General features: G+C 55.2%; 18 protein-coding genes and 1 rRNA gene. 13 read left to right on the plus strand and 6 right to left on the minus strand.

The window, feature by feature from the left end:
• Window positions 1–138, plus strand: a 16S ribosomal RNA gene (locus IKP20_04115); the annotation flags it as partial.
• A gap of 99 nt (window positions 139–237) precedes the next feature.
• Here IKP20_04115 and IKP20_04120 read toward each other — a convergent pair.
• Both IKP20_04120 and IKP20_04125 read right to left on the minus strand, forming a co-directional pair.
• A complete protein-coding gene (locus IKP20_04120; GenBank protein MBR4504141.1) occupies window positions 238–522 on the minus strand; it encodes a hypothetical protein in 285 nt (94 codons plus the stop codon).
• Between the two features lie 47 nt (window positions 523–569).
• Window positions 570–1,493 (minus strand): hypothetical protein, encoded by a 924-nt coding sequence (locus IKP20_04125; protein ID MBR4504142.1) that lies wholly within the window; start codon window positions 1,491–1,493, stop codon window positions 570–572.
• 159 nt (window positions 1,494–1,652) lie between these two features.
• Between IKP20_04125 and IKP20_04130 the strand changes: the two genes are divergently transcribed.
• Genes IKP20_04130 through IKP20_04145 form a run of 4 tightly spaced genes read left to right on the plus strand, consistent with a single transcriptional unit; the run spans window position 1,653 to window position 4,975 of the window.
• On the plus strand, window positions 1,653–2,999 hold the full coding sequence (locus IKP20_04130; protein ID MBR4504143.1) for a hypothetical protein: 1,347 nt from the start codon (window positions 1,653–1,655) through the stop codon (window positions 2,997–2,999).
• Window positions 2,989–3,732: a VWA domain-containing protein gene (locus IKP20_04135; protein ID MBR4504144.1), complete on the plus strand. Its 744-nt coding sequence runs from the start codon at window positions 2,989–2,991 to the stop codon at window positions 3,730–3,732. The genes IKP20_04130 and IKP20_04135 overlap by 11 nt, the downstream gene beginning before the upstream one ends.
• Window positions 3,733–3,763: 31 nt before the next feature.
• Window positions 3,764–3,946: a protein phosphatase 2C domain-containing protein gene (locus IKP20_04140; protein MBR4504145.1), complete on the plus strand. Its 183-nt coding sequence runs from the start codon at window positions 3,764–3,766 to the stop codon at window positions 3,944–3,946.
• 18 nt (window positions 3,947–3,964) lie between these two features.
• Window positions 3,965–4,975, plus strand: coding sequence for a protein phosphatase 2C domain-containing protein (locus IKP20_04145; protein ID MBR4504146.1), 1,011 nt, complete (start codon window positions 3,965–3,967; stop codon window positions 4,973–4,975).
• On the opposite strand, the gene IKP20_04150 is transcribed toward IKP20_04145, so the two are convergent.
• Together IKP20_04150 and IKP20_04155 are read right to left on the minus strand one after the other, a co-directional pair.
• Window positions 4,917–5,189 carry a M20/M25/M40 family metallo-hydrolase gene (locus IKP20_04150; protein ID MBR4504147.1) on the minus strand — a complete coding sequence of 91 codons (273 nt, stop codon included), beginning with the start codon at window positions 5,187–5,189 and terminating at the stop codon, window positions 4,917–4,919. The two genes, IKP20_04145 and IKP20_04150, sit on opposite strands and share 59 nt — an antisense overlap.
• Before the next feature lie 42 nt (window positions 5,190–5,231).
• Entirely contained in the window at window positions 5,232–6,317 is a 1,086-nt protein-coding gene (locus tag IKP20_04155; GenBank protein ID MBR4504148.1) for a M20/M25/M40 family metallo-hydrolase, read from the minus strand.
• A 105-nt stretch (window positions 6,318–6,422) separates the two neighbouring features.
• Here IKP20_04155 and IKP20_04160 point away from each other — a divergent pair, with 105 nt between their 5' ends.
• Both IKP20_04160 and IKP20_04165 read left to right on the plus strand, forming a co-directional pair.
• Window positions 6,423–6,830: a universal stress protein gene (locus IKP20_04160; protein MBR4504149.1), complete on the plus strand. Its 408-nt coding sequence runs from the start codon at window positions 6,423–6,425 to the stop codon at window positions 6,828–6,830.
• A 114-nt stretch (window positions 6,831–6,944) separates the two neighbouring features.
• On the plus strand, window positions 6,945–8,708 hold the full coding sequence (locus IKP20_04165) for a leucine-rich repeat domain-containing protein (protein MBR4504150.1): 1,764 nt from the start codon (window positions 6,945–6,947) through the stop codon (window positions 8,706–8,708).
• A gap of 866 nt (window positions 8,709–9,574) precedes the next feature.
• Here IKP20_04165 and IKP20_04170 read toward each other — a convergent pair.
• Window positions 9,575–11,794, minus strand: a complete 2,220-nt coding sequence (locus IKP20_04170; GenBank protein MBR4504151.1) for an AAA family ATPase — start codon at window positions 11,792–11,794, stop codon at window positions 9,575–9,577.
• 926 nt (window positions 11,795–12,720) lie between these two features.
• Here IKP20_04170 and IKP20_04175 point away from each other — a divergent pair.
• The 5 genes from IKP20_04175 to IKP20_04195 all read left to right on the plus strand — a co-directional run bounded on the left by IKP20_04175 (window position 12,721) and on the right by IKP20_04195 (window position 17,352).
• A complete protein-coding gene (locus IKP20_04175; protein ID MBR4504152.1) occupies window positions 12,721–13,290 on the plus strand; it encodes an NYN domain-containing protein in 570 nt (189 codons plus the stop codon).
• Window positions 13,280–14,176: a hypothetical protein gene (locus IKP20_04180; protein ID MBR4504153.1), complete on the plus strand. Its 897-nt coding sequence runs from the start codon at window positions 13,280–13,282 to the stop codon at window positions 14,174–14,176. Before IKP20_04175 ends, IKP20_04180 begins: the two co-directional genes overlap by 11 nt.
• 60 nt (window positions 14,177–14,236) lie before the next feature.
• On the plus strand, window positions 14,237–15,424 hold the full coding sequence (locus IKP20_04185; GenBank protein MBR4504154.1) for a 4Fe-4S binding protein: 1,188 nt from the start codon (window positions 14,237–14,239) through the stop codon (window positions 15,422–15,424).
• A 275-nt stretch (window positions 15,425–15,699) separates the two neighbouring features.
• Window positions 15,700–16,296, plus strand: coding sequence for a hypothetical protein (locus IKP20_04190; protein MBR4504155.1), 597 nt, complete (start codon window positions 15,700–15,702; stop codon window positions 16,294–16,296).
• 24 nt (window positions 16,297–16,320) lie between these two features.
• Window positions 16,321–17,352 (plus strand): hypothetical protein, encoded by a 1,032-nt coding sequence (locus IKP20_04195; protein MBR4504156.1) that lies wholly within the window; start codon window positions 16,321–16,323, stop codon window positions 17,350–17,352.
• Here IKP20_04195 and IKP20_04200 read toward each other — a convergent pair.
• Entirely contained in the window at window positions 17,288–18,199 is a 912-nt protein-coding gene (locus IKP20_04200) for a sel1 repeat family protein (protein MBR4504157.1), read from the minus strand. The two genes, IKP20_04195 and IKP20_04200, sit on opposite strands and share 65 nt — an antisense overlap.
• A gap of 92 nt (window positions 18,200–18,291) precedes the next feature.
• On the opposite strand from IKP20_04200, the gene IKP20_04205 reads away from it, so the two are divergent.
• Window positions 18,292–20,198 (plus strand): hypothetical protein (locus IKP20_04205; protein ID MBR4504158.1); only part of this gene is annotated, 1,907 nt, incomplete at its 3' end.

Raw genomic sequence — 20,198 nt, forward strand, 5'->3', positions numbered from 1 at the left:
CACACACCGCCCGTCAAACCATCCGAGTCGGGTTTCAGTGAGGCCGCTCCTGATTGGGGCGTTCGAACTGAGATTCAGCAAGGAAGGTTAAGTCGTAACAAGGTATCTGTAGGGGAACCTGCAGATGGATCACCTCCTATGCGGGGCGGGCCCCATGGCCCGCCCCTCGGCAGCTTGCCATGCGCCAAACGTAGCATCGAACGCCACTTTTCTTCTAAAATAATAGAATTATTTTATTTAAGGTGCTATATCTTTCAATAACGATTCCAATTTGTTTTTATCTAACCGCGTTTTTGTAGCTATCAGTCCCAGTTTTTCTTTTAATTCAAGATTTCCAGCTATAATTTCTGATATAGCCTCGACATCGGTTTTGCAAAGGTATCTGACCATATTGATGTCTACGCTCTCAAAGCCTAGATCCATCATGAATCCTATCAGCGCTTTCGGATCTTCTGCAAAGACATCCCTATTCTTTATTGCATAGATCGTTTCGAATTTTTGTTTTCTGGTTTTTTCTGTCATTTCCTACTTATAATCTGATTCATATCGATTTATGATTCTCGTTCCGATCATTTCAATGTGATTCTGGATCTTCCCTCTGCGCTTACTGCGCTCATGCCGAATCCTATCCCAACCTTTCTGTATTTTTCCTTTAAGAGCTCTACGTAATGATTCGTATCCGAGTCTTCTTCCACATAAAAATCATATGTCACGGATGCGAGCTTTCTTTCTGTTGGAGGCCCGACAATCTCTATGGAATAATCCATTAGATACCTATCCGCATCCTTCTGTCTCTTGAAATAAGTTCCTTTTCTCACATAATAATTGTTTTTCTTCGAGTTGCAGCCCGCCGGTTTCTTCATAACGTGTGTTCTCGATGCCATTGCATCATCCATATTCAGATAGAACCGTATCGGTGCTCCCACATTATCCTGGATGTCCAATGTTATGTCGCTAAGATACCAATTGGCTCCTATCTTCATCACATTCCATGCGTGGTAGACGTTATCCGATTTTTTCCTTCCGAATATCACGGAAGTATCGACTCCATACGCGTTGAGCAAAAATGCCGCTGCTTTAGCGATTCCTTCGCATACTCCCCTTTTATAGAGCAATGGTCCGATGATCGAATGCGATGAATCGTCGTCAGTTCCATCGTATTTTACATATGATGCGAATAAATCATGAACAGCCAGTTCGATCGCATATGCGTCCGATTTATTTGCCACATATTTCGCGTGAATGTCTTTGGCAGCTTTGATGAGGGCTTCTTTGTGCTTCTCTCTTTCTTTGGCAAAGCGATTAGGTATAAATCTCAGTGTCGTGGTTCCATTGCCCATCATGATTTCGCATCCGTTCTTCAGCCAAAATATCTGAGGGTTGTCATTCAGGACGCTCTCTATAAGCTCCATCGACTCGTCAACTGTCATTGACTCAGCGAATGTGACGGATTCTTCCGACAATACCATCGCCTTCCGGATCCTTTCGTACATGCGTTTTTTCCGGTCGGCCAAAGTGTTGTAATGGTAATGAGACCGCGTACCAGGTTTCGGCTCATTTGCATTGGGCATGAATCTGGATATCCATGCTGACCTTAAAGCCATTCAGCATCTTCCAGCAAATCTATTAAAGCCCTATTGATTCACTGTTTTATGCCCGCTTTATCCGTCGGAGAGAGGATTCCATTGTCAATGGGCGGTTCCGTCGAGGTTCTGGGCTCTCCCTTGGGCAGCGGCGGGCAAGGCGAAATCTATCCTGTTATGCATAAAGGCAGGACCTGCGCTCTGAAATGGTACACATCCTCAAAAATCAGGTCTAATATAGGTTTCCGCGAGAATCTCAGAAAGAATGTTAACGACGGCGCCCCCAGCCCGAAATTCGTCTGGCCTCTGGATATCACCGAAACCTTCCGCGATGGCTATGGCTATGTAATGCCTTTGCTACCTGCAGATCATGAGGTTTTCAGCGACATATTGAGGACTTATAAAGTCACCAAATCTGATCCGCCAAGAAAGTTGCCTGTCAGATTCTCCGGCTTCACTGCTTTGGCCAACGCTGCCCTGCAGATCGTGGAATCCTTTTTGGCATTGCACAGAGCAGGAAAATCATACCAAGATCTGAACGACGGCGGGATTGCTGTCGATACCTCTTCCGGCGACGTTCTCATCTGCGATTGCGACAATATAGCCGCTGACGGCTGCAACTTCGGGATTGCCGGCAAGCAGGGGTATATGGCTCCCGAGATAGTGCTGGGTGTCTCCCGCCCCAACGTCTATTCGGATAGATTCTCGATGGCTATCATTCTGTTCAAATTGCTCTTCAGGGATGATCCGTTCTGCGGGTCCAAAGTTCTTGGGTGCTGCAATCTCACCGATTACAATTACAGAAAATACTACGGCGAGAACCCTGTCTTCATCTTCGATCCTAAAGACCGCTCCAACCGTCCCGACGAGACGATGAACGCGAATTCGATAAAGATGTGGGGCCATTATCCGCTATACATCAGGGACCTATTCATCAGGGCATTCTGCGATGGCCTGAGGGACCTTCCAGCCAGGCCCATCGAAACGGATTGGATATCCGCTTTGTCCAGGCTCAGATCGGAATCGTTCCGGTGCCGCTGCGGCATGACCTCTTTCGCAGGGGATGCCGCCGAAAAATATGGCGCGTTCGTCTGCCCCAGATGCGGGTCGGAATACCCCGTGCTCAAAATCGGAGATACGCGCATCGTTCTCACAGAAGGGACAGAGATATTCTCGTTCCAGATCGATCCTGAATCGGAAGAGTTGCATGAGGTCTCGGCCAGAGTCGTCGAGAACAGGAATTCGCCGGGCCTCTTCGGATTCAAGAATTTGAGCGGAACCAGATGGACGGCCGTTTACAGCGATGCGTCCAAAACAATTGAGCCCGGCGGAGGCGCCCCGCTCCGCGCCGGTATGAGAATAGAATTCGGACATGGGGTCGAAGGCAAAGTGTTGAGGAGGAATGATGATGGGTGAGGAACTGTTCGATCCGCTGGATGCGGAACCGATCGCAAGGAAAAGACTTGTTCTGTTTTATCTGGTGGATGTTTCGGGCTCGATGCGCGGGGAGAAGATAGGTATTGTAAATCAGGTGATGGAAGAGGTTATCCCGGAACTCAGAAACATAGGCGGCGCCGATTCTGACATTCATCTCGCGGTCATCACTTTCGGCGAGGGATGCCAATGGATGTATTCGGAACCAGTGTCCGTGGAGACCTTCCGCTGGGAGAGGCTATCCGCCGATGGCATGACCCCGATGGGCGCGGCGTTCAGGGAGCTCAATTCGAAGATGTCCAGAAGCGCTTTCCTTTCGGCTCCGCATCTGTCTTTCGCCCCGGTTGTTTTCATGCTTACCGATGGTTACCCCACAGATGACTACGCCTCCGGGCTCGAAGCTCTGAAAGGCAACAAATGGTTCAGAAGCAGCCTGAAGATCGCTTTGGGAATCGGAGAAGCTTTCGATTCGGAGGTTTTGGAATCTTTCACCGGCAATCCCGAGCTCGTCCTCAAAGCCACAAACGGGAAGCGTCTGGCTGAGGCGATAAGATTCGCCAGCGTCACCAGCTCTGCGGTCGGAAGCAGGAGCATCGGATTCGATCCCAGCGGGGAGATGAGCGAGGAATCCTGCAGGCTCAAGGAGCAGGCATTCATCGACATGAAGAACGATGCGCTGGGCGATGAAGACGAAGAGAGCGATTCGGGCTGGTGATACGGCGCCGTTCTCTGCTTCGGCAGGCTCTATGCCGGGAAAATCCCACTACGCATGCGGCCTCCCATGCCAGGACAGCTCAGGCTGCATCTCCGACGAATGGTTCTCCGCGGCTGCGGTATCGGACGGGCACGGCGGCAGCAGATATTTCCGCAGCAATGTCGGATCCCGCATAGCCGTCGATTGCGCTCTGGAAGCCGTCCGCGAAATCTAGAAACACGGTTCCGCGGAATTGTCCGGTACTGACTGCGATGCTGCCCTCGGAACGTTGGCGGAGTCGATCGTCTCATCATGGAAGGAGAAGGTCCTGGACTACGATGCCGGGCATCCCCTCTCTTACGCGGAAAGAATTTGGATGTCGAACTTGGGCATATCTGATCAGGATCCTCTCATCGCCTACGGGGCTACGCTTCTGGTCTGCTGCCTTTCCGACAGCTGCGCTTTCTGCATCCAGATCGGCGATGGATTAGCCGCCGCCATCGGTGACGAGGATTTTCTGCCGGTTGCGGACGACCCCAAATGCCGCATGAACATGACGACCTCCCTCTGCCAATCCGATCCGGTTCGCAGCTTCAGGTTTTGGTATGAGACCGAGCGCATCCCCATGGCCATAGTACTCGCGACCGACGGCGTCACAAATACTTTCGAGAGCCGCGAGAGTTTCCTCCGCTTCTGCCGTTCGGCCTCGTTCTTCCCGCTGGATTCCGGGGATCTCTGGCCCAGGCTCATGTGGAAAGCGAGCGCCAGATCCGATGCCAGCGGCAGAGATGACACATCCGTCGGCGTGGTCTGCAGGGATTGCCCGGAGCTCAGGGCCATGAAGGAATCTGCGGAAGCAAAATACAGGGAGATCGATTTCAGCACCGCCGTTCCTGCCAGGAGACGTAAAGACCTATACGATGCCGACGGAATGCTGTTCGAAATCTGCGGAGAAGGTGTCAGGCTGGTTTGCTGCGACAGCGGCGGCGAAGTTAAGATACCGGCCAGGATCCGCTGCGGAGACCGCGTCTTCCCGGTGGCGGAGATCGGAAGCAGAAGCTTCGCCAAAACCAAAGCAGAGAAAGTGCGCGTACCTTACACAGTGGAACGCATCAGTCCCAAAGCCTTCTTCAAATGCCGGTCTTTGAAGCGTGTCGAGTTCGAGGGTACGCCGCTCATCCACCCGAAAGCATTTTTCTGCTGCTTCAGTCTCCGTTATTTGCCCGAGAAAGCTCGCGGACCAGCTCGAAGACATAGTCCTTAGTCCTGACCAGAGACTCCACGCTCATGCGCTCATCAGGGGTGTGGGCGCCGATGATCGTAGGGCCCACCGAAACAGCGGCCAGCCCGGGGTATTTGCTCTTAATCGTGCTGGATTCCAATCCTCCGTGCGTCGCCACAATTCTGGGCTCTTTGCCGTAGACTCTGCGATAGACCGAGGATGCCGCCGATACGATCTCGGATCCTTCGGGTTCCAGCCATGGAGGGAACGCTTCGGAATGGGAGGTCTCTGCGCCGGCCTATCCGAATGCGCTTTCTATCTTCCCGATCAAAGAATCCAATGCCTCCGCATCCGAGCTCCTCGGCTTAGATATTACTGCCAAGGAATCTCCGCGCGAGGAAAGCATGGCAAGATTCGACGAAGTTTTTAGGCCGTGCGGATCGAATTCGAGAGGTCCGTTCGGGCATGACAGCAAGGAATCCAGAAAGCTTCTGGTTGCCTCCTTGGACCACGCAGAAGCGCATCCGTCGCTGACCCATAGGCTCATGCTGATGTCCGGATCGGCCTCCGCATATTCGGCTCTGATCTTTTCCGAATAGCTATGGAACAGATCCCTCGGATCGCTCTCGCAGAGGAACCGGAGCTCACAGCGCATCGGGATAATATTGGGAGCGGCCCCGGCAGAGGCGGAAACCAATCTCGCGCCCTCGATCTGTCTGGCGAAGTCTGCCGCGATAAGTATCGCATTGGCTCTGCCGGAATCTATCTCCATGGCGGAATGCCCCCCGAGAAGGCCGGATACCGAGACGCTGCAGATCTTCCCGCATCCGCGGCTTCTCTCCGGCGAAAAAACCGCCTCGATATCGGTGGACCCGGCGCTGCCTATCGTTATCTCATCGTCGTCCTCGCTGTCGATGTTGATCATGAACTTTCCTTTCAGCCAATCGGAAGGCAGTTGGGAGGCTCCGACCAGACCTATCTCCTCGTCGGCGGTGAACAGGCATTCCAACGGTATGCCTTCCAATGATGGATCTTCCAGAGCGCAAAGCATTATCGCGATTCCGGCGCCGTCGTCAGCTCCGAGCGTGGTGCCATCCGCGCTCACCCAGCCGTCCTTCTCGGAGATAGAAAGCGGCTGGGACGCGAAATCGAATTCGGATATGGAATTGGCGACCATATCCTGATGCCCCTGCAAAATTATCGGCATACCTGTGCCCGGGCGTTCTATCAGAATGTTTCCGGCCGAATCTTTCCTTGATCTGAGACCTCTCTCCGCGGCGAATCCTTCGAGATAGGCGCCGATAGATCCCATGTGTCCTGATGGGCGCGGGACCGCCGTCAATTCCCGGAACAATTCCATCACCCTGGTCTCTGAAGGATTCATTTTTCCTGAATGGCTTTATTTGGTTAAATTGTTTTATTGGATGCATTTCATACCCTTTATAACCACTATAAATACCCGTAAATCAATTTGTTTTCTGAGGTTAAAATGTACTCCAAAATATTGGTGGCCGTAGACGGCAGCGAGAACAACAAGCCTGCCGTCAGAAAGGCCATAAGGATCTCCAAAGATACCGGCGCGAAGCTGACCGCGGCATACGTTGAGGCTATAGGGTACAATTTGGCCCCGAATGTCGCTACCGTGCGCGACCCCCTGAAGAATGCCGACGAAGTGTTTTCTTTCATGAGGTCGGAAGCCGATGCGGCCGGAGTCGAAGTGGACTACAAAGTCATGGTCGGCCATCCGGGAGAGGCCCTCACCGATCTTGCGTCCGATTTCGATCTGGTCGTCTGCGGAACTTTGGGCCGCTCCGGGCTGAAGAAAGCCGTCATGGGAAGCGTCTCGGAGATGATTTCCAGATACGCCTCTTGCGACGTGCTGATCGTCCGCAAATGAAACCGCTTGGCGGCGTCTGCGCTTTTTCGCCGGGCGCCGCCTTCTGAAACCTGATCGAGGAAGCATTCCTGTATCGTCTGACATTGGCAGTATTTTTGTTCGAGAATAAGATATTTGAACGCCGATGAGATTCCGCTTTTCGTGGACGGCGCCGAGAAATTCCTTGATATGTTTCAGTCCGCAGGCATGGGCATTTTTTCGGATGTCCCATCCAGGATGCTGCCTTACATGGAGCACCGCGGATTCCATCCCGAGGAGATCGAGGCGATAAAGCGGATGTCGGAATCGGATGCCGTCTCGCTTTCGGCGATCATATCCTCTGACGATCCGGAGGAATCTTCGGAGGCGGCCGGCAGGCTCATGTCGAAGGCTGGGCCGGACGGTGCCGTATGGATGAAAGTGCTGAAGGATCTGCGGGCCGCCGCGGACAATTTCTCAGGAAGGAAAGGCACCGATCTGGAGCTCTGCGCGACAAGCACATCGAAAGCTGTCCCGGGCCCGAACGGAACCATGGAAAGCGGCGGGATGTATTTCATACCGCTGTCTGAATCCAAGGCCGAGCTCAGATCATGCATCGCGCAATTGGAGATGGCCGCTGTTTCTGACAGGATAGTATGCTCCGGCAGGACCTATGCGGTGGTCTCGATAGGGGAGAGCGCATTCGAGATGCAGAAGTCCCTCAGCTCGGTGAGTCTGCCCCGCTCCATCAAGAAGATTGGGGCGAAGGCCTTCGCAGGATGCTCTTCGCTTGAGACCGTGGAGATCCCCCGCAAAACGGAGGAGATCGGAGAGAGCGCGTTTGACGGATGCTCTTCCATGACATCGTTCACCGTGAGCCCGAATAACGCCTCTTTCGCCGCCGACCGCCAGGGGATACTCTACTCGAAGGATTTCCGGCTGCTGATCAGAGCCCCCTGCGGAATGAAGGGGAACGCTTTGATTCCCGGGGAAACAGCTGAGATAGGGTCGGGGGCATTCAGCGGATGCAAAGGCCTCGCATCCGTGGACATGGATGATTCCGTCGTTTCAATCGGGAGCTGGGCCTTCTTCGGATGCGAATCCATGGTGTCCATCGAACTCTCCCAGGAAATAACGGAGATAGGCGTAGGGGCCTTCTACGGCTGCGCTTCGCTGACATCCGCCTCCATACCTGACGGGGTCAGATCGCTGGAGAGCAGGACGTTCTCCGGCTGCGCTTCGCTGTCCGGCGTGACGCTGCCATATTCGCTGAAACGCATCGAGAAATGGGCGTTCGAAGGCTGCCACAGCCTCAGCGAGGTGCGCATTCCTCCGCAGGTGCAGACCATCGATTCGGAAGCCTTTGCGATGTGCCCTTCCATAGCCGGTTTCGATGTGGATTACCGCAACAAATTCTTTTCGTCGGATTCCAAGGGAATCCTTTATGAGAACAGGAGCAAGGCCCTTCGCAAGGTCCCGCGCGCTGTATCCGGCGCCGTCGCCATCAAAGAAGGCGTTGAATACATCTCGGACAAAGCTTTCGAAGGCTGCGAGGGGCTGTCGTCGGTGGAGTTCCCGAAGAGCCTGAAAGCGATAGGCAAGAAGGCGTTCAAAGGGTGCACGTCTTTGAGGTCCGTATCCATACCTGAGCAGGTCGAAGAGATAACGGACGACACGTTCCTCGGCTGCTCATCTTTGGAGGAGGTGGTATTGCCGCCGTCCATATCGAAGATAAGATGCGGGGCATTCGCCGGATGCCATAGCTTGGGCAGGATAATCATACCCGGCAATGCCGTATCGATAGGGTACGGAGCGTTCGACGAGGGCGTGACCATCGTCAGAGGCGGTTATCCGAGCAGCCGAGAACGGATGCCGATGGCAGAGAAGCTCTCGCTTGCGTTCGGCTTAGTATATAAATAAAAAAAGCCATAGTTCTCTGCGAAGCCGACGGCGCGGACCAGGGCACTTTTCGTGGATGCTATCAGCTGCGATCTTCGGCTGAGGTCGGATAGAAGATGGCATCAGGCCAGACGAGAACATCGATTTGCGTCAATAGAGGGACAGGATTGCGCGTGCGCCCGGAGGCTATCTGGGACATCGAGGGCAACGATCTGACGGTCCCCGCAGAAGGGGCCGACATCTCACGCATAGATCGCCTGAGGATATTCCCCGGCGAGCTGAGCGTGCTGGACCGCAACCTATCCACCGGCGAAGCGAGAGCCACGCGGTCTGACATCAAGCTTCTGAAGCTAGCGTATTCCTCCGATTTCGAGCCTTTCTGGAAGGTCTCCGGCAGCTATTCCGTGCTGTGGTCGATTTTGGCAGGAGGCTTCAAGCCGGGGTTCGAGCCGGGCCCGTCCGAGACTTTCGCCGCCGTCGTCAACCCGAAGACGAATCGCTGCGTCATAATCAAACCGGGCACATACACGTTCTCAGGCGGCAAGGCCAAATGCATCGCCGACAGCTACCCCATGGCACGCATATCATCGGACGAAGCCATCGTCACCGATGAGACCCAGGAAATGATGCCGCATTGCCTAAGCATAAGCCTGGAGATGGAGTCCGATATCGCGTTCGACAGCGGGAAGCCCAGAATAATCGCCTCGGCTCCCCCGAAAAAAGACTCCGACGGCGAGCATCTGGAAGAATCACTCAACGACATGAGAGTCAGATTGGTCGAAGCCTCCGAAAGATTCGAGGCCGCCTCGTCCGACATAAGGAGATTGGAGACCCAGCTGAACACCTATTCCGCAGACAACCTGAGGCTTTCCCAGGAGAACGACCTCTTAAAAAGGCAGATAGAGCGCCTGAAAGCCGAGTACGGATCTCTGACCGAGGCCACAGAATCGGAGGCATCCGAGCTGAAATCGAAGCTGGCCCGCGCCGAATCCCGCATCGTCTCGCTGGAATCGGAGCGCGATGGGCTGCGCATGACATTGGAGGCATCCGAAAAATCCAGAATGAACGGCGCGCCCACAGGGACGATCATCCGCAGGATATCCGAGAACGAGATGGAATCCAGGTTCTTCCTCCCCGGAAATTATTCGGTGCGCATAGCGGTGGATGGCAGCTTCATGATCTTCCGCCAGGACCCGGACGGGATCCCCTGCGACGGCGGGATCCTCAGGTTCGAGCACCTGAATGAGCGGGTACCCTTCGAAGGCCCGAAAGACTACGACACCTACAGCGTCCCCAACAGCGGGCTGAAAATAATGCTTATATGATCGCTCCAAAGGCTCGGTGGGCCCGCCGTACATCAGATAGTCCAGTATCTTCCTGAAATTGCTTTTGGTCCTGTTGGACAGGCGCCCCGAGTTCTGCCTGATGTACTGTTTGAAGACAGATGAGGCATGCCATTCCTTGCTCCCGATGTCGAATTCCCTGCGGTCGGAATGGGTGAAGACGCTCTCGATGTCGTAGAAGCGGGGGTCTATGTCTGATAGCCTGACTACTTCCACATCCCGGTTCTTGGCGTATCCGTGCAGGATGTTGCCGGGTATGTCTCCGTCCACCAGCATCAGCGGGTTTCTGGATAAGGTCCTGACTTTGTCGACCACCTTCTCGGTGTCTTTGATCCCGTTGATAGGCAGGAAAGTGATGCCTTTGACTCCGAACAGAATCTTGAACGCGGTCAGGTAGTTGTAATCGGTTATGCCCTCCACGAATACTGTCCTCTCGTTAGGATCGAAAAGAACGTGCCTGCTTACGGTGAACCCCTTCAGGATACCGTCCAATTGGTCCGGGTTCTCTGTATCGATGACGGTGAATTTGTCGTGGATCTTGGCGTGCCCTCCTTCGTCGGGAGCCAGTATGCGGAGCTCGTCGAGGTTGTCGCAGCTGACCAAAAAGGGCGAGTGGGTGCTTATCACGAAGGTTATGCCTTTGTCGACGCTGAACTGCCTTATAAATCCGGCCAGCTCGGACTGGCCCAATGCATGAATGTTGGCCGCGGGCTCGTCCATGACGACTATGTCGCCGCGATCAAGGCTTCTCACGCAGAGGACATCGAAGAAGAAATCGAAGAACCATCTGAAGCCGGAGGATTGCCTGTCCAGATCGATGGGTATTCCGCCCTGGTGGATCTCGAAGCTTATGAGCTCCTCGAGCAAGCGTATCCTGAAGGAATATGACCCAACTCTGTACAGCTCGTTGAATCTGTCGGCGAGCGGTCTGATGCCTTCGTTGAGATAATCCTCGGCGGCGGTAAGCGGGCCGGTGGTCCCTTTGCGGATGTGCTCCCCATGGGCCCTCTCGACGATGTACGGGCCGCCTCTGACGTACAGCAGGATCTTCGCTACGATGCCGCCGTAATCGTCGTATCCGCATCTCAGATCGGATTGCCTGTGCCGGCTCTCCTCGTATCTGATGACATTCGGGCGGTAGGGATATCCATAAGTCCTTTCGAACCAGGATTCCGGGTCGGAACCGGGCGGAAACAGAAGGGCCAGATCGGAGTCCAAAGCCTGGACGTCATGCCCGGCCTCCTCCAGAATCCCGTGAACATCTTTCTTGGAGATGAGCGAGGCCATCGATTCGGCGAGAAACGCGTCCGACACCGAGTCTATGTTCTTCAGCAGGCTTCCGGCGCGATCAGGGAACTTCTCTTGTGAAACCAATGCTGACAGCGCTTCGCAGGACCTCTTTCTGAAAGCGGAGAAATCCATGCCTTTCCAGCGCTCGTAGCTCTCTTTGAGGCATTCGGAGGTCGGGTCTATCTCCTTCCCGTCCATGACTATCAGACGGACTTCAGGTTCCCCGGGATCGCCGTCCAGAGGATAGTCCGGGATATCGTCCGGGCCGAAGGTCGGGTCGGGAAGCTTGCAGATGGCGTCCAATACGTTGGTTTTGCCGCAGTTGTTGGGCCCGACGACGAACACCACGCCCCCCAGCCTGTCGCAGTCGATGCTGCGGTTGAGGGTCATGTCCACGCCCTCCCTGCCGAAATTGCGGAAATTCCTTATGCGAATCTTTCTGCAGCGGCTGTTCTTCTCGCCATCGTTTTCCATGGATATCCCCTCGGCGCAGGATTATCTTCAATCTCCCGCCATAACGGTATGCATCATATGATTTGGGGCCGGAGAACCCTATCAAATCCGGAAGGGACGGCAGCTTCAGGGTGCCGCTCTGGCACGGGATGCCGCCCTCGATATCGGCTTTGAACGTCATGTAGCTTCCGTCTCTGGCTATCTTGACGTCATATCTGGGTCCGCTGAACAGGTAGGACCTGAATTCGGTCGCGGATTCCCTGCAGATCTTGCCTGCCACATCCGTCAGCGGAATCCCGGCTCTCATCTTCTCGTTCTCAGCCGTGAGCCTCCCGATCTCTTTCTCTTTCGCCTCGATCTCCTTTTCCATGGACGATATGGCCGAGCGGAGCCTGAGGGCTTCCATCTGAAGCGCGGAATTCTCGGATCCCAGAGCCTTTATCCTTTCCTCGGATTCCTCCAGGGATTTGGGGATGGAAGCGAGGCGCCTCTTCAGCTCGCCGTTCTCCTCGGCCAGCCTTTCGTTCTCTTTGGAAAGGTCGTTTGTCCTGGACGTCATTTTGGCGATGTCGTTGCTGAGCTCCCCGTTTTTCTTGCGGAGCCTGTCGTTGGCGGCCCCGGCGGTCTCCAATCTGGCTTCCAGAGAGGCGATCTTCTCGTCTTTGTCTTGGCTCTTCGGGGCTTTGGGAGCGGCTCTCCTCTGTCTGAAGGATCCTTTCGGCGGGACCGCATGGACATTGATCCTGTCGATCTCCTTGTTGATATCGGCCATTATCCCGCTGAATATCTCCATCTCTTCCTTGGGGATCTCGCGGGCCGGCTCCGTATCCATGTCTGCGGCCGTATCGCCGCCTTTTTCCGCGGCCGCTCCTGCTTTGCCCTGCCATTCTTCCATATGCACATATGAACGCAGGCAGTAGGTTAAAAACATTCAGATACAATACGGAATGGATATGACCCTATTCGCCGAGCACAGCTACAGCCGCGTGATGGTGTTCGTGGATTACATGAACATCCGGGAATGCATACCCCACGCTGGGAAGGATCCGGAGCTCGACCTCTTGAGGCTGACCAGGATCCTGGTCGGAGGAAGGGATCTCATCGGGGCCTATGTGTTCGACGCATCCAGGAAATACAGGACCGAGAACGACGCGGCCATAAGGGAGCAGGACAGACTCCGTATGGACGGGTTCAGGGTCATATCGAGGGAATCGATGGAGAAGACATCGGACGGGCGTCTGGTGCAGAAGGAGGTGGACGTCTCGCTGGCTTGCGAGATGCTCGAGCACGCTCTCCTGAACCATTTCGACGTGGCGATAGTGGTCTCCGGGGACAGGGATTTCGTCCCCGCCATGCAGAAGGTCCAGGCCGCCGGGAAAAGGGTGGAAGTGGCGTCCTTCAAAGGCTCCGTGAACAAAGAATGCATCAAAACAGCCGATGTATACAAGGAACTGGACGATATCCCGTTCCTGATGATGCGTCCGGCCATCGACGAGGGTGGGGACAATGGAGAATGATCCCAACAACATAAGCGACTATTGGGACACCGGATTCGCCAGGCTCGTCAAGGACATAGAAAGGTATACGCTGCTTGAGTTCGAGGTCAACAGGAAATTCGGCGGCAAAGGTCTGGTGGCCTATACCGACGACAACAACATGGTCATCCTGAGGAGCGGCTACGAGGACGTCGTACGCCAGGGCGAAATATGGATGTGCTCGGTCACCAAGAACGACAACGGCATCAGATATGCCAGGCCGATGGAGCAGGTCACCCTCTCGATGCTCATGCAGATGAATGAGAACCTCCGGAGGGCCATCGAAGATTCCCTCTGGGAGAGGAACAAGTCCGCTTACATGGATGCCTTCCGCGAAAGGTTCGCCGAGGAGGAATACTCCAAGATAAAAGAGGAGCTCGAGAAAGAGAACCGCAAGAAGATCGGCGATCTGGAAGCCAAGATCAGCGATCTTGAGACCCAGCTGGAGCAGAAAAGATTCGCCCTCGAGACGATGGCCGCGGATTCCCCGGACGAGGAGATCACCCTGACATCGGAGCCTATGCGCCCATCATGGCCGGCCGCGCAGACCCGCTATCCGGGAGAGGAGCCGATCCATTTCGAGCAGGACGGCAAGCCATCGTTCCCCAGAGCGTTCAAAGTGCGCAGGTTCGGCCCGAGATCGTTCCAGAGCGAGTATTTCACGGGAAGGAGATGCTACGTCCATATCAGCCCCAGCAGACGGTTCGTTCTGATACGGTTCCATGAGAGCGGGAACATCTACTGCTTCAACAGGACGATATCCATAGGCGGTCTGGAGAAGATCAGCGAATACGTCGAGGGCGCCGAATACAACGCGGAATACAGCAAGAAGTACGAGGGGATACTGATACACCTGCCGTCAAGCTGAACGCGTCCAGAGGGCCGAGGATTCGCCAGCGATTAATATCATGTCAGGAGATTCGTAAGCATGGGAAATCTGAGGATCGACGCCGATAAATGCGTCGGCTGCGGCAAATGCGTCCGCATGTGCGTGATGGACAACATCCGCTTGGAGGATGGCAAAGCCGTCGAGTGCGGCGACAGATGCGTCAAGTGCGGGCATTGCGTATCCTCCTGCCCCAAAGGCGCCATCGAATTGGTCGGCGGAGGAACCGACAGCGGCATCAGAGGCTCCGGATTCATGGACGGCAGGCTCATTTCTGAGGAGGATCTCCAGCTCATGTATTCGTTCATGAAGCGCGGAACCTTCGGAGGCAGCCAGCTGTGGCTCAGGACCCTCCAAGGGGAGGAACTGGAAAGATATCTGGCGGATGCCAAAGCTATCCTCAAAGAGAACGCGGCCGAACTGCCGCTGGCTGGCGAGCTGGAAGAGCGCGGATTCGGCCCATCCCTGCTAGAGGGGAAGCAGGTCCTGTTCATTTTCTCCGACAGCCCGGACCACGCCTTCGAAGCGTCGAACAGAATGAAGGCTGCCGGGATCGGCCTGGGAATCGCGGGATTCCATTCCAACGCCCTGATGATGGCCCATAAGCTGAGCCCCGAAACACTGGACGCATACTTCCCCGATTCGAAGGGGAAGATGTACATGGCATACGTAATCGGCCATGGGAGACGCATGGTTGAGCCCTTATTCAAGCCGCTCCAAGGGCTCAAAGGCATCTTCCGCCGATCAGTTCAGAGTGACGCGGGGCTTCCCGTGGATGCCGGTCTTGGTGCCGGTGACGCCCGCTATGTACATCGCATCCCCGGCAACCTGGATGTCCTTGGTGAGAGGGACATATTTGGAGCCGAAATCCACTGTGATCTTATGCATCCCCAACGGGACTTTGAACGAGACGGATTCCCCCGGATGGCAGAATCTCGTCTGGCCGTACAATGTGATGACGATCTTTTCGGGGACGCGCTTGTCGAAATTGGATATGTTGATCTTTATTTCGGACAAGGGATCCGCATCCGGGATATCATCAAAATCGGCCTCCACCAGCTCCAATCTCCGCTTCATCGCGAGCAATCTGCTTCTGACCCCGGACGTGCAGGCGACCAATTTGACATCGTCATTGAGCCAGACGGTCTTGAGGCAGGGGGTGAAACCCTCGGATTCCAGAAGGATATCGTATTGTCCGTAAGGAAGATCGAACCTGAACGGTTTGTCTGAGGGCTTTTCCACGCAGAACTTTCCGATCGTTGCCTTCAAAGTGATTTTATCTACGATCTCAGGCTTGATGATGATCATGTGGTCTGTCCTCAGCGCGGACGGCACGTTCTTCCCGTTCGAAGGCGGCACGTCGGCGCTGGACTGGAGCATTGCCCCGCAATTCGAGCAGAATTTTTGGGAGACAGACGCGGCTTCTATCTCAGAGCCGCAATTTGGGCATCTCATAAGACCGTATCCGCGCATTCGCTTTTATATTCTGTCGAAAATCAGATTCCATGGCGGAGATACCGGAGCTGAAAGCCGCGGACGCATGGATGGAAGCGGAGATACTGGCGGGATTCTACTCCGGCCATCCGGCCGTCTCCCACATCGCCGGAAAGAAATCTTCGGCGCAGCATCTGAGGCTGGCATTCCACAATTGCATCGTCACGTCGGCAGGGACCCAGCGCATATTCTCTGATCCGGACGGAACCGCTTTCGCCCACATATGCCCGCCGGGATCTTGGCCCAAGAATCTCCACGAGTTCATTCTGAGGGGGACCATGAAGATCCCTTTCGCCATAGATTCGGGGACGATATCTCGGCTGGCAGCTTATCGGGACGCGTGCCTGGCGATATCGCCTCCCGATGGATTCAGCCATGTGGCCGCGGTCTGCTGGAAATCGGGATGCAGAGACGCTGCTCTGTCGCTTCTCTATAATGTGACGGAAAATCTGGGCGGTATGTTCTGCGCCCATGCCCATGGCGATTCCGAATCGGAATTCTACGCCCAGGCAGGTTTCAGTTCTTATGGAAGAGCAGATTTCAATGGCTTCACGATAACATCAATGGTCCGCGAGATCCGATCGTCTGGCCGCTTTGAAATGCATTAAATCCTACCCGCAGATACCGGACGCATGTGGGGTCTGGATGTGGCGCTGAGGGTTCGCGACCGCAAAGCGTCGGAACTGGAGAGGGCGCTGAAATTCACCAATTTGGACAGGCGCTTCAAACTTGCCGGGGAGCTGGGAAGGGACATAGAAATCTGCAACTGCGTCATCGGAGGCTGTTCGATATGCGCCATCCCGTCGGCGCCGATTTCCGATCCCGGCTACAGGCAGTCGCTCTCGCCCCAGGAATCTTCGGACGAAGACGATCTGGATTCGGTAAGGCATTCAGCACCGGATATGAGGGAATTCATCAGGGAAGCCCTCCTTGATGCTTCAGAATCGATCGCGGAAGACAGTTCAGCCCCATACAAAGAGGCCTTGGCTTCGATGAAAGGCGAGCTTGCGGCCTGCAGAGACAGGATCGAGGATCTTTCCGCGTCTTTGGATTACAAGAGCTCAGAGCTCATAGCAGCCGAAGAGGACAGGGATGGCCTCAAGGAAACCATGGCCCAGCTGGAAGCGCAGATCGAATCCCTGAGGCGCGGGTGCTCTCCTACTGAAGATACAGAAGCCGAAACCGCGCCTGCTGAGACCTCGCCTCAGAACACCGAAGAGAACGGGCCCAAAAGCATCTTCTCGAAGGATTACAAGGCGCTCATGGCTATCATCAAAGAGATGAAATCCTCGAAGATCGACTACTTCGTCGACAGGATGTTCTCCGGCAAGGAAGATCCGGACGTGTGCGACGGCATCGTATCATTCCTGAAATCCGACATCGACACGTTGAGGATGCTCTGCGACGTGAGAGAAGGCGATAGAGAGTCCATGGAAACGGCCTTCAGGGAGATCGTCAGGGCGATGCATCAGGCCCCATCCCCGGAGCAGCAGAGCGCGTACCTCGCGGCGATGACCGACGGGGAGAAGGTTCTGGAGCTCTCCTACAACGAAATAATATCCAGGGCGGAGGATATGATAGAAGAGGAGTTCGGAGGATTCAGGGATCGAGCCGCTTCGGCTTCTTCTTCTCCTTCACGACGAAATAGCCGCGGGATTCGCTGATCTGGTATCCGTATCTTTCCAGCCTCTCCGGAAGGTCCTCGCAATCATGGATTCTGACCTTGCAGACCCCGGTGTTCTTGTTGTAGGTCGCTTTTATCCCCATATTCAGCAGGACGTCCCATATCTTGCGGCTGGAAGGGCCGGATTCGGCCTGGGATTCTTTCGTTTTCCCTGGGTATTCCGGCGATGCCTCGAAAATCTTGTCGACAGTCACGTCGTCCACCGGAGCTTCCGGATCGTATTCGAGCTCGTACTCTGCGGTATCCATGGCGCCGGAATCCCTGAGCAGGCAGATGACGTCGTAATAGCAATTCCAGCCGTCTTTGATCCACCCTCTGGATAGCATCTTGCCGAGGATATCTGCCGCTTTGTCCGAGCGCGGGCCTTCGATCTCCCAATAGTACTTCAGAAGGACCGCAGCCTCCTCGTAATCGTCGCCGCCCAGCATATACAGGAACTGGGCGAGATCGAACAGGGCCTCTGGATTTCCCTCGTCGATGGATCTGCGGTACCAAAAGTAAGCGAACGATTTGGATTCCAGGAATTCGGATCTTTTCGCCGGGTTCTGATCGAGGTCCAAAGCTGCGGAGGAGTATGACGATGCCAGGTTTCTCATGGCTTCCGAGGCCGCCATCTCATCTTCCATCTCAATGCCTTCCAAGATGGCTGACGCGGTTTTGTCCCCGCCTTCTGCGGCCTTTGTTATAAACCTCAGACCGCCTTCCAGATCCTTCTCAGCGCCCAGAACCCCGGCCAGCAACCTTTTCCCCAGCTCGAACTGGGCTTCGGCATCCCCGCTTTCCGCCAGGGCCTCCAGCTTTTTCGTCGCCTTCTTTGACGCTTCCATCAGATTCACCCGGCGCACCCATCCTTTATGCCGATATAGTCTTTGGCCTGGGTCTTTGCGGGTTTATATACGCAGAACCGATGCGGTAATCCATGCCCCCCGCACCTTTCAAGACCACGCGCGCCGTCCAGACAGGCGTAGAGAAAAACGTCCGGACCCAAACGGAGAAGGTCCCGGCGAAGACGCTTTCCGTCAACCTTTCCGCTTACAGCCGCCGGAAGGTCACGACGTCTGGAAGGAGGATAGTGCCTCTGGCCGATCAGTACAGGAGCATGAAGGGGGAGATACTGGCCAGAAGGACGGTCCAAGATTTCATCCGCGACCATCTCTACAAAGGCGAGGAGCCGAGGAAAACCTGTTTCCTGCACCCATCGTTCGACAAGCCGCCGGAAGACCAGGGAATGAAGATCGAGAACGTCGTTATGAGAGTCAATTCCGCGGCGGAATCTGAGAGGGACCTCGTGATCCAGGGGGATTTCGAGCAGAACGAAAGGACAGGGGGATGGGAGCTCATGGCCACCCGCGTATTCCTGGCCGAGCATGCGGGGAAATACATCGGAGAGACCGAGGCGGAATGCAATTTCTTCCTCACAGTGAACGACGGCTCCGACCTTTACTATGACACGGCCGGCAAGGAGCTCAAAAGCCGGAAGGGGATAAACTATTCCAACAGCATCATCACCCCGGAATTCGTCCGCGCCCTGGCAGGAAGATACCCTGTCCTGGATCCGAAAGCCACGGAAGACAATCTGGACGATTGGGCCAGATTCCTGGACATGAGGGATGAGATATCAGGGCTCAACAGCGGCAAGGGCTACAGGATTCGCACGCCAGAGTTCATCCAGGCCTGCTACGGGCCGATATCGGATGTGCCCGCCGACATAACGATAGTGGACGACGGCATCACGGCCTGGACCGACGAGATCATCCCGGGGATGCCCCAATGCACTCTGGTCAAGGTGGTGCACGATATCGAAGGGGCCCTTACAAACTCAGAGATGAGGGCGTATTTGGATGGGTTCAACGGGCTGACCAGAGGGACAGTGAAAGCCGTCGACCCTCTTATAGAAAAGGAGGAGTACGAGGCCGACCCGGACGAAAGGCGGAGGAACCGCGAGCTGTCGATGCTGGGCGAAAGGATAAAGGAGGCCCAGCCTAACCGTCCATTATCAAAGGAAGAGACAGCAGAGATCGATAGGGAACGGGATTCGGCTTTGGATTCTCTGGATAAGGAATGCGCCGGGATCCTGGCTGAGAGGATGGCGGCAGCCGAAGCGGAATTCGCGTCCTCCCCGGAGGCCGAATCGGAGGTCGCAGCATATGCAGCTTCATCCAAAGATATCATCGAAAAGCTCGCCGAGAAGATACGCTCCGAAAAAGCCGACTCGCAGTATCTGGCCGCCCAGGAATCCGGTACGGACGACAGGGATTGGGAGCAGTTCTACGATTTGATTCCGGCCGAAGAATGCCTGTCTGAAGCGGTAAAGAAATCATCGGACGAAAGGATGGCCCAGATCGCCGGGGAACACGCCGGAAGCATGCGCCCAGCGATCGAATCCGAGCTTGCGGAGCACAGGAAAAAACGCTCGGCAGAAATCGAATCCGAATACAGGAGGAAGGCCGCGGAACTCTCCAAAAAACTGTCGAGAAACTCCTTGACGGTGTTCTTCAGGATCCAGCCGGAGGAGGGCATGTCCGTGCTCCAGGACGTCAAGGATCGCACCGCGCATTTGGGATCGCGCTCGGAGCTGGTCATCGTAGAGGACGACGCGGCCGAGAGAAGCGCCGTGGACCGCCAGAGGACGGCCATCAGCGAGCTCCGCACCGGAACGATGGCCAATCCGTACCTCATATCTTCGATATACTGCCCCGAGCTGATCCCCCCGCACAAAGAGGCGTCCGTAAGCCACACCTTCGGGAGGCATTTCAATGAGCTGCAGATGAGGGCGATAAACGGCGCCGTGTTCGCCAACGGGTTCTACATGATCCAGGGGCCGCC

It is taken from the genome of Candidatus Methanomethylophilaceae archaeon (assembly GCA_017524805.1).
Lineage (GTDB): Archaea > Thermoplasmatota > Thermoplasmata > Methanomassiliicoccales > Methanomethylophilaceae > Methanoprimaticola.

Bases quoted from the DNA above. Each gene is read 5' to 3' on its own strand.
- IKP20_04160 (MBR4504149.1), top strand. From the start codon at position 6,423: ATGTACTCCAAAATATTGGTGGCCGTAGACGGCAGCGAGAACAACAAG.
- IKP20_04200 (MBR4504157.1), bottom strand. From the start codon at position 18,199: ATGGAAGCGTCAAAGAAGGCGACGAAAAAGCTGGAGGCCCTGGCGGAA.
- IKP20_04140 (MBR4504145.1), top strand. From the start codon at position 3,764: ATGCCGGGAAAATCCCACTACGCATGCGGCCTCCCATGCCAGGACAGC.
- IKP20_04135 (MBR4504144.1), top strand. From the start codon at position 2,989: ATGATGGGTGAGGAACTGTTCGATCCGCTGGATGCGGAACCGATCGCA.
- IKP20_04170 (MBR4504151.1), bottom strand. From the start codon at position 11,794: ATGGAAAACGATGGCGAGAAGAACAGCCGCTGCAGAAAGATTCGCATA.
- IKP20_04130 (MBR4504143.1), top strand. From the start codon at position 1,653: ATGCCCGCTTTATCCGTCGGAGAGAGGATTCCATTGTCAATGGGCGGT.
- IKP20_04180 (MBR4504153.1), top strand. From the start codon at position 13,280: ATGGAGAATGATCCCAACAACATAAGCGACTATTGGGACACCGGATTC.
- IKP20_04190 (MBR4504155.1), top strand. From the start codon at position 15,700: ATGGCGGAGATACCGGAGCTGAAAGCCGCGGACGCATGGATGGAAGCG.
- IKP20_04175 (MBR4504152.1), top strand. From the start codon at position 12,721: ATGGATATGACCCTATTCGCCGAGCACAGCTACAGCCGCGTGATGGTG.
- IKP20_04120 (MBR4504141.1), bottom strand. From the start codon at position 522: ATGACAGAAAAAACCAGAAAACAAAAATTCGAAACGATCTATGCAATA.
- IKP20_04195 (MBR4504156.1), top strand. From the start codon at position 16,321: ATGTGGGGTCTGGATGTGGCGCTGAGGGTTCGCGACCGCAAAGCGTCG.
- IKP20_04185 (MBR4504154.1), top strand. From the start codon at position 14,237: ATGGGAAATCTGAGGATCGACGCCGATAAATGCGTCGGCTGCGGCAAA.
- IKP20_04155 (MBR4504148.1), bottom strand. From the start codon at position 6,317: ATGAATCCTTCAGAGACCAGGGTGATGGAATTGTTCCGGGAATTGACG.
- IKP20_04125 (MBR4504142.1), bottom strand. From the start codon at position 1,493: ATGTACGAAAGGATCCGGAAGGCGATGGTATTGTCGGAAGAATCCGTC.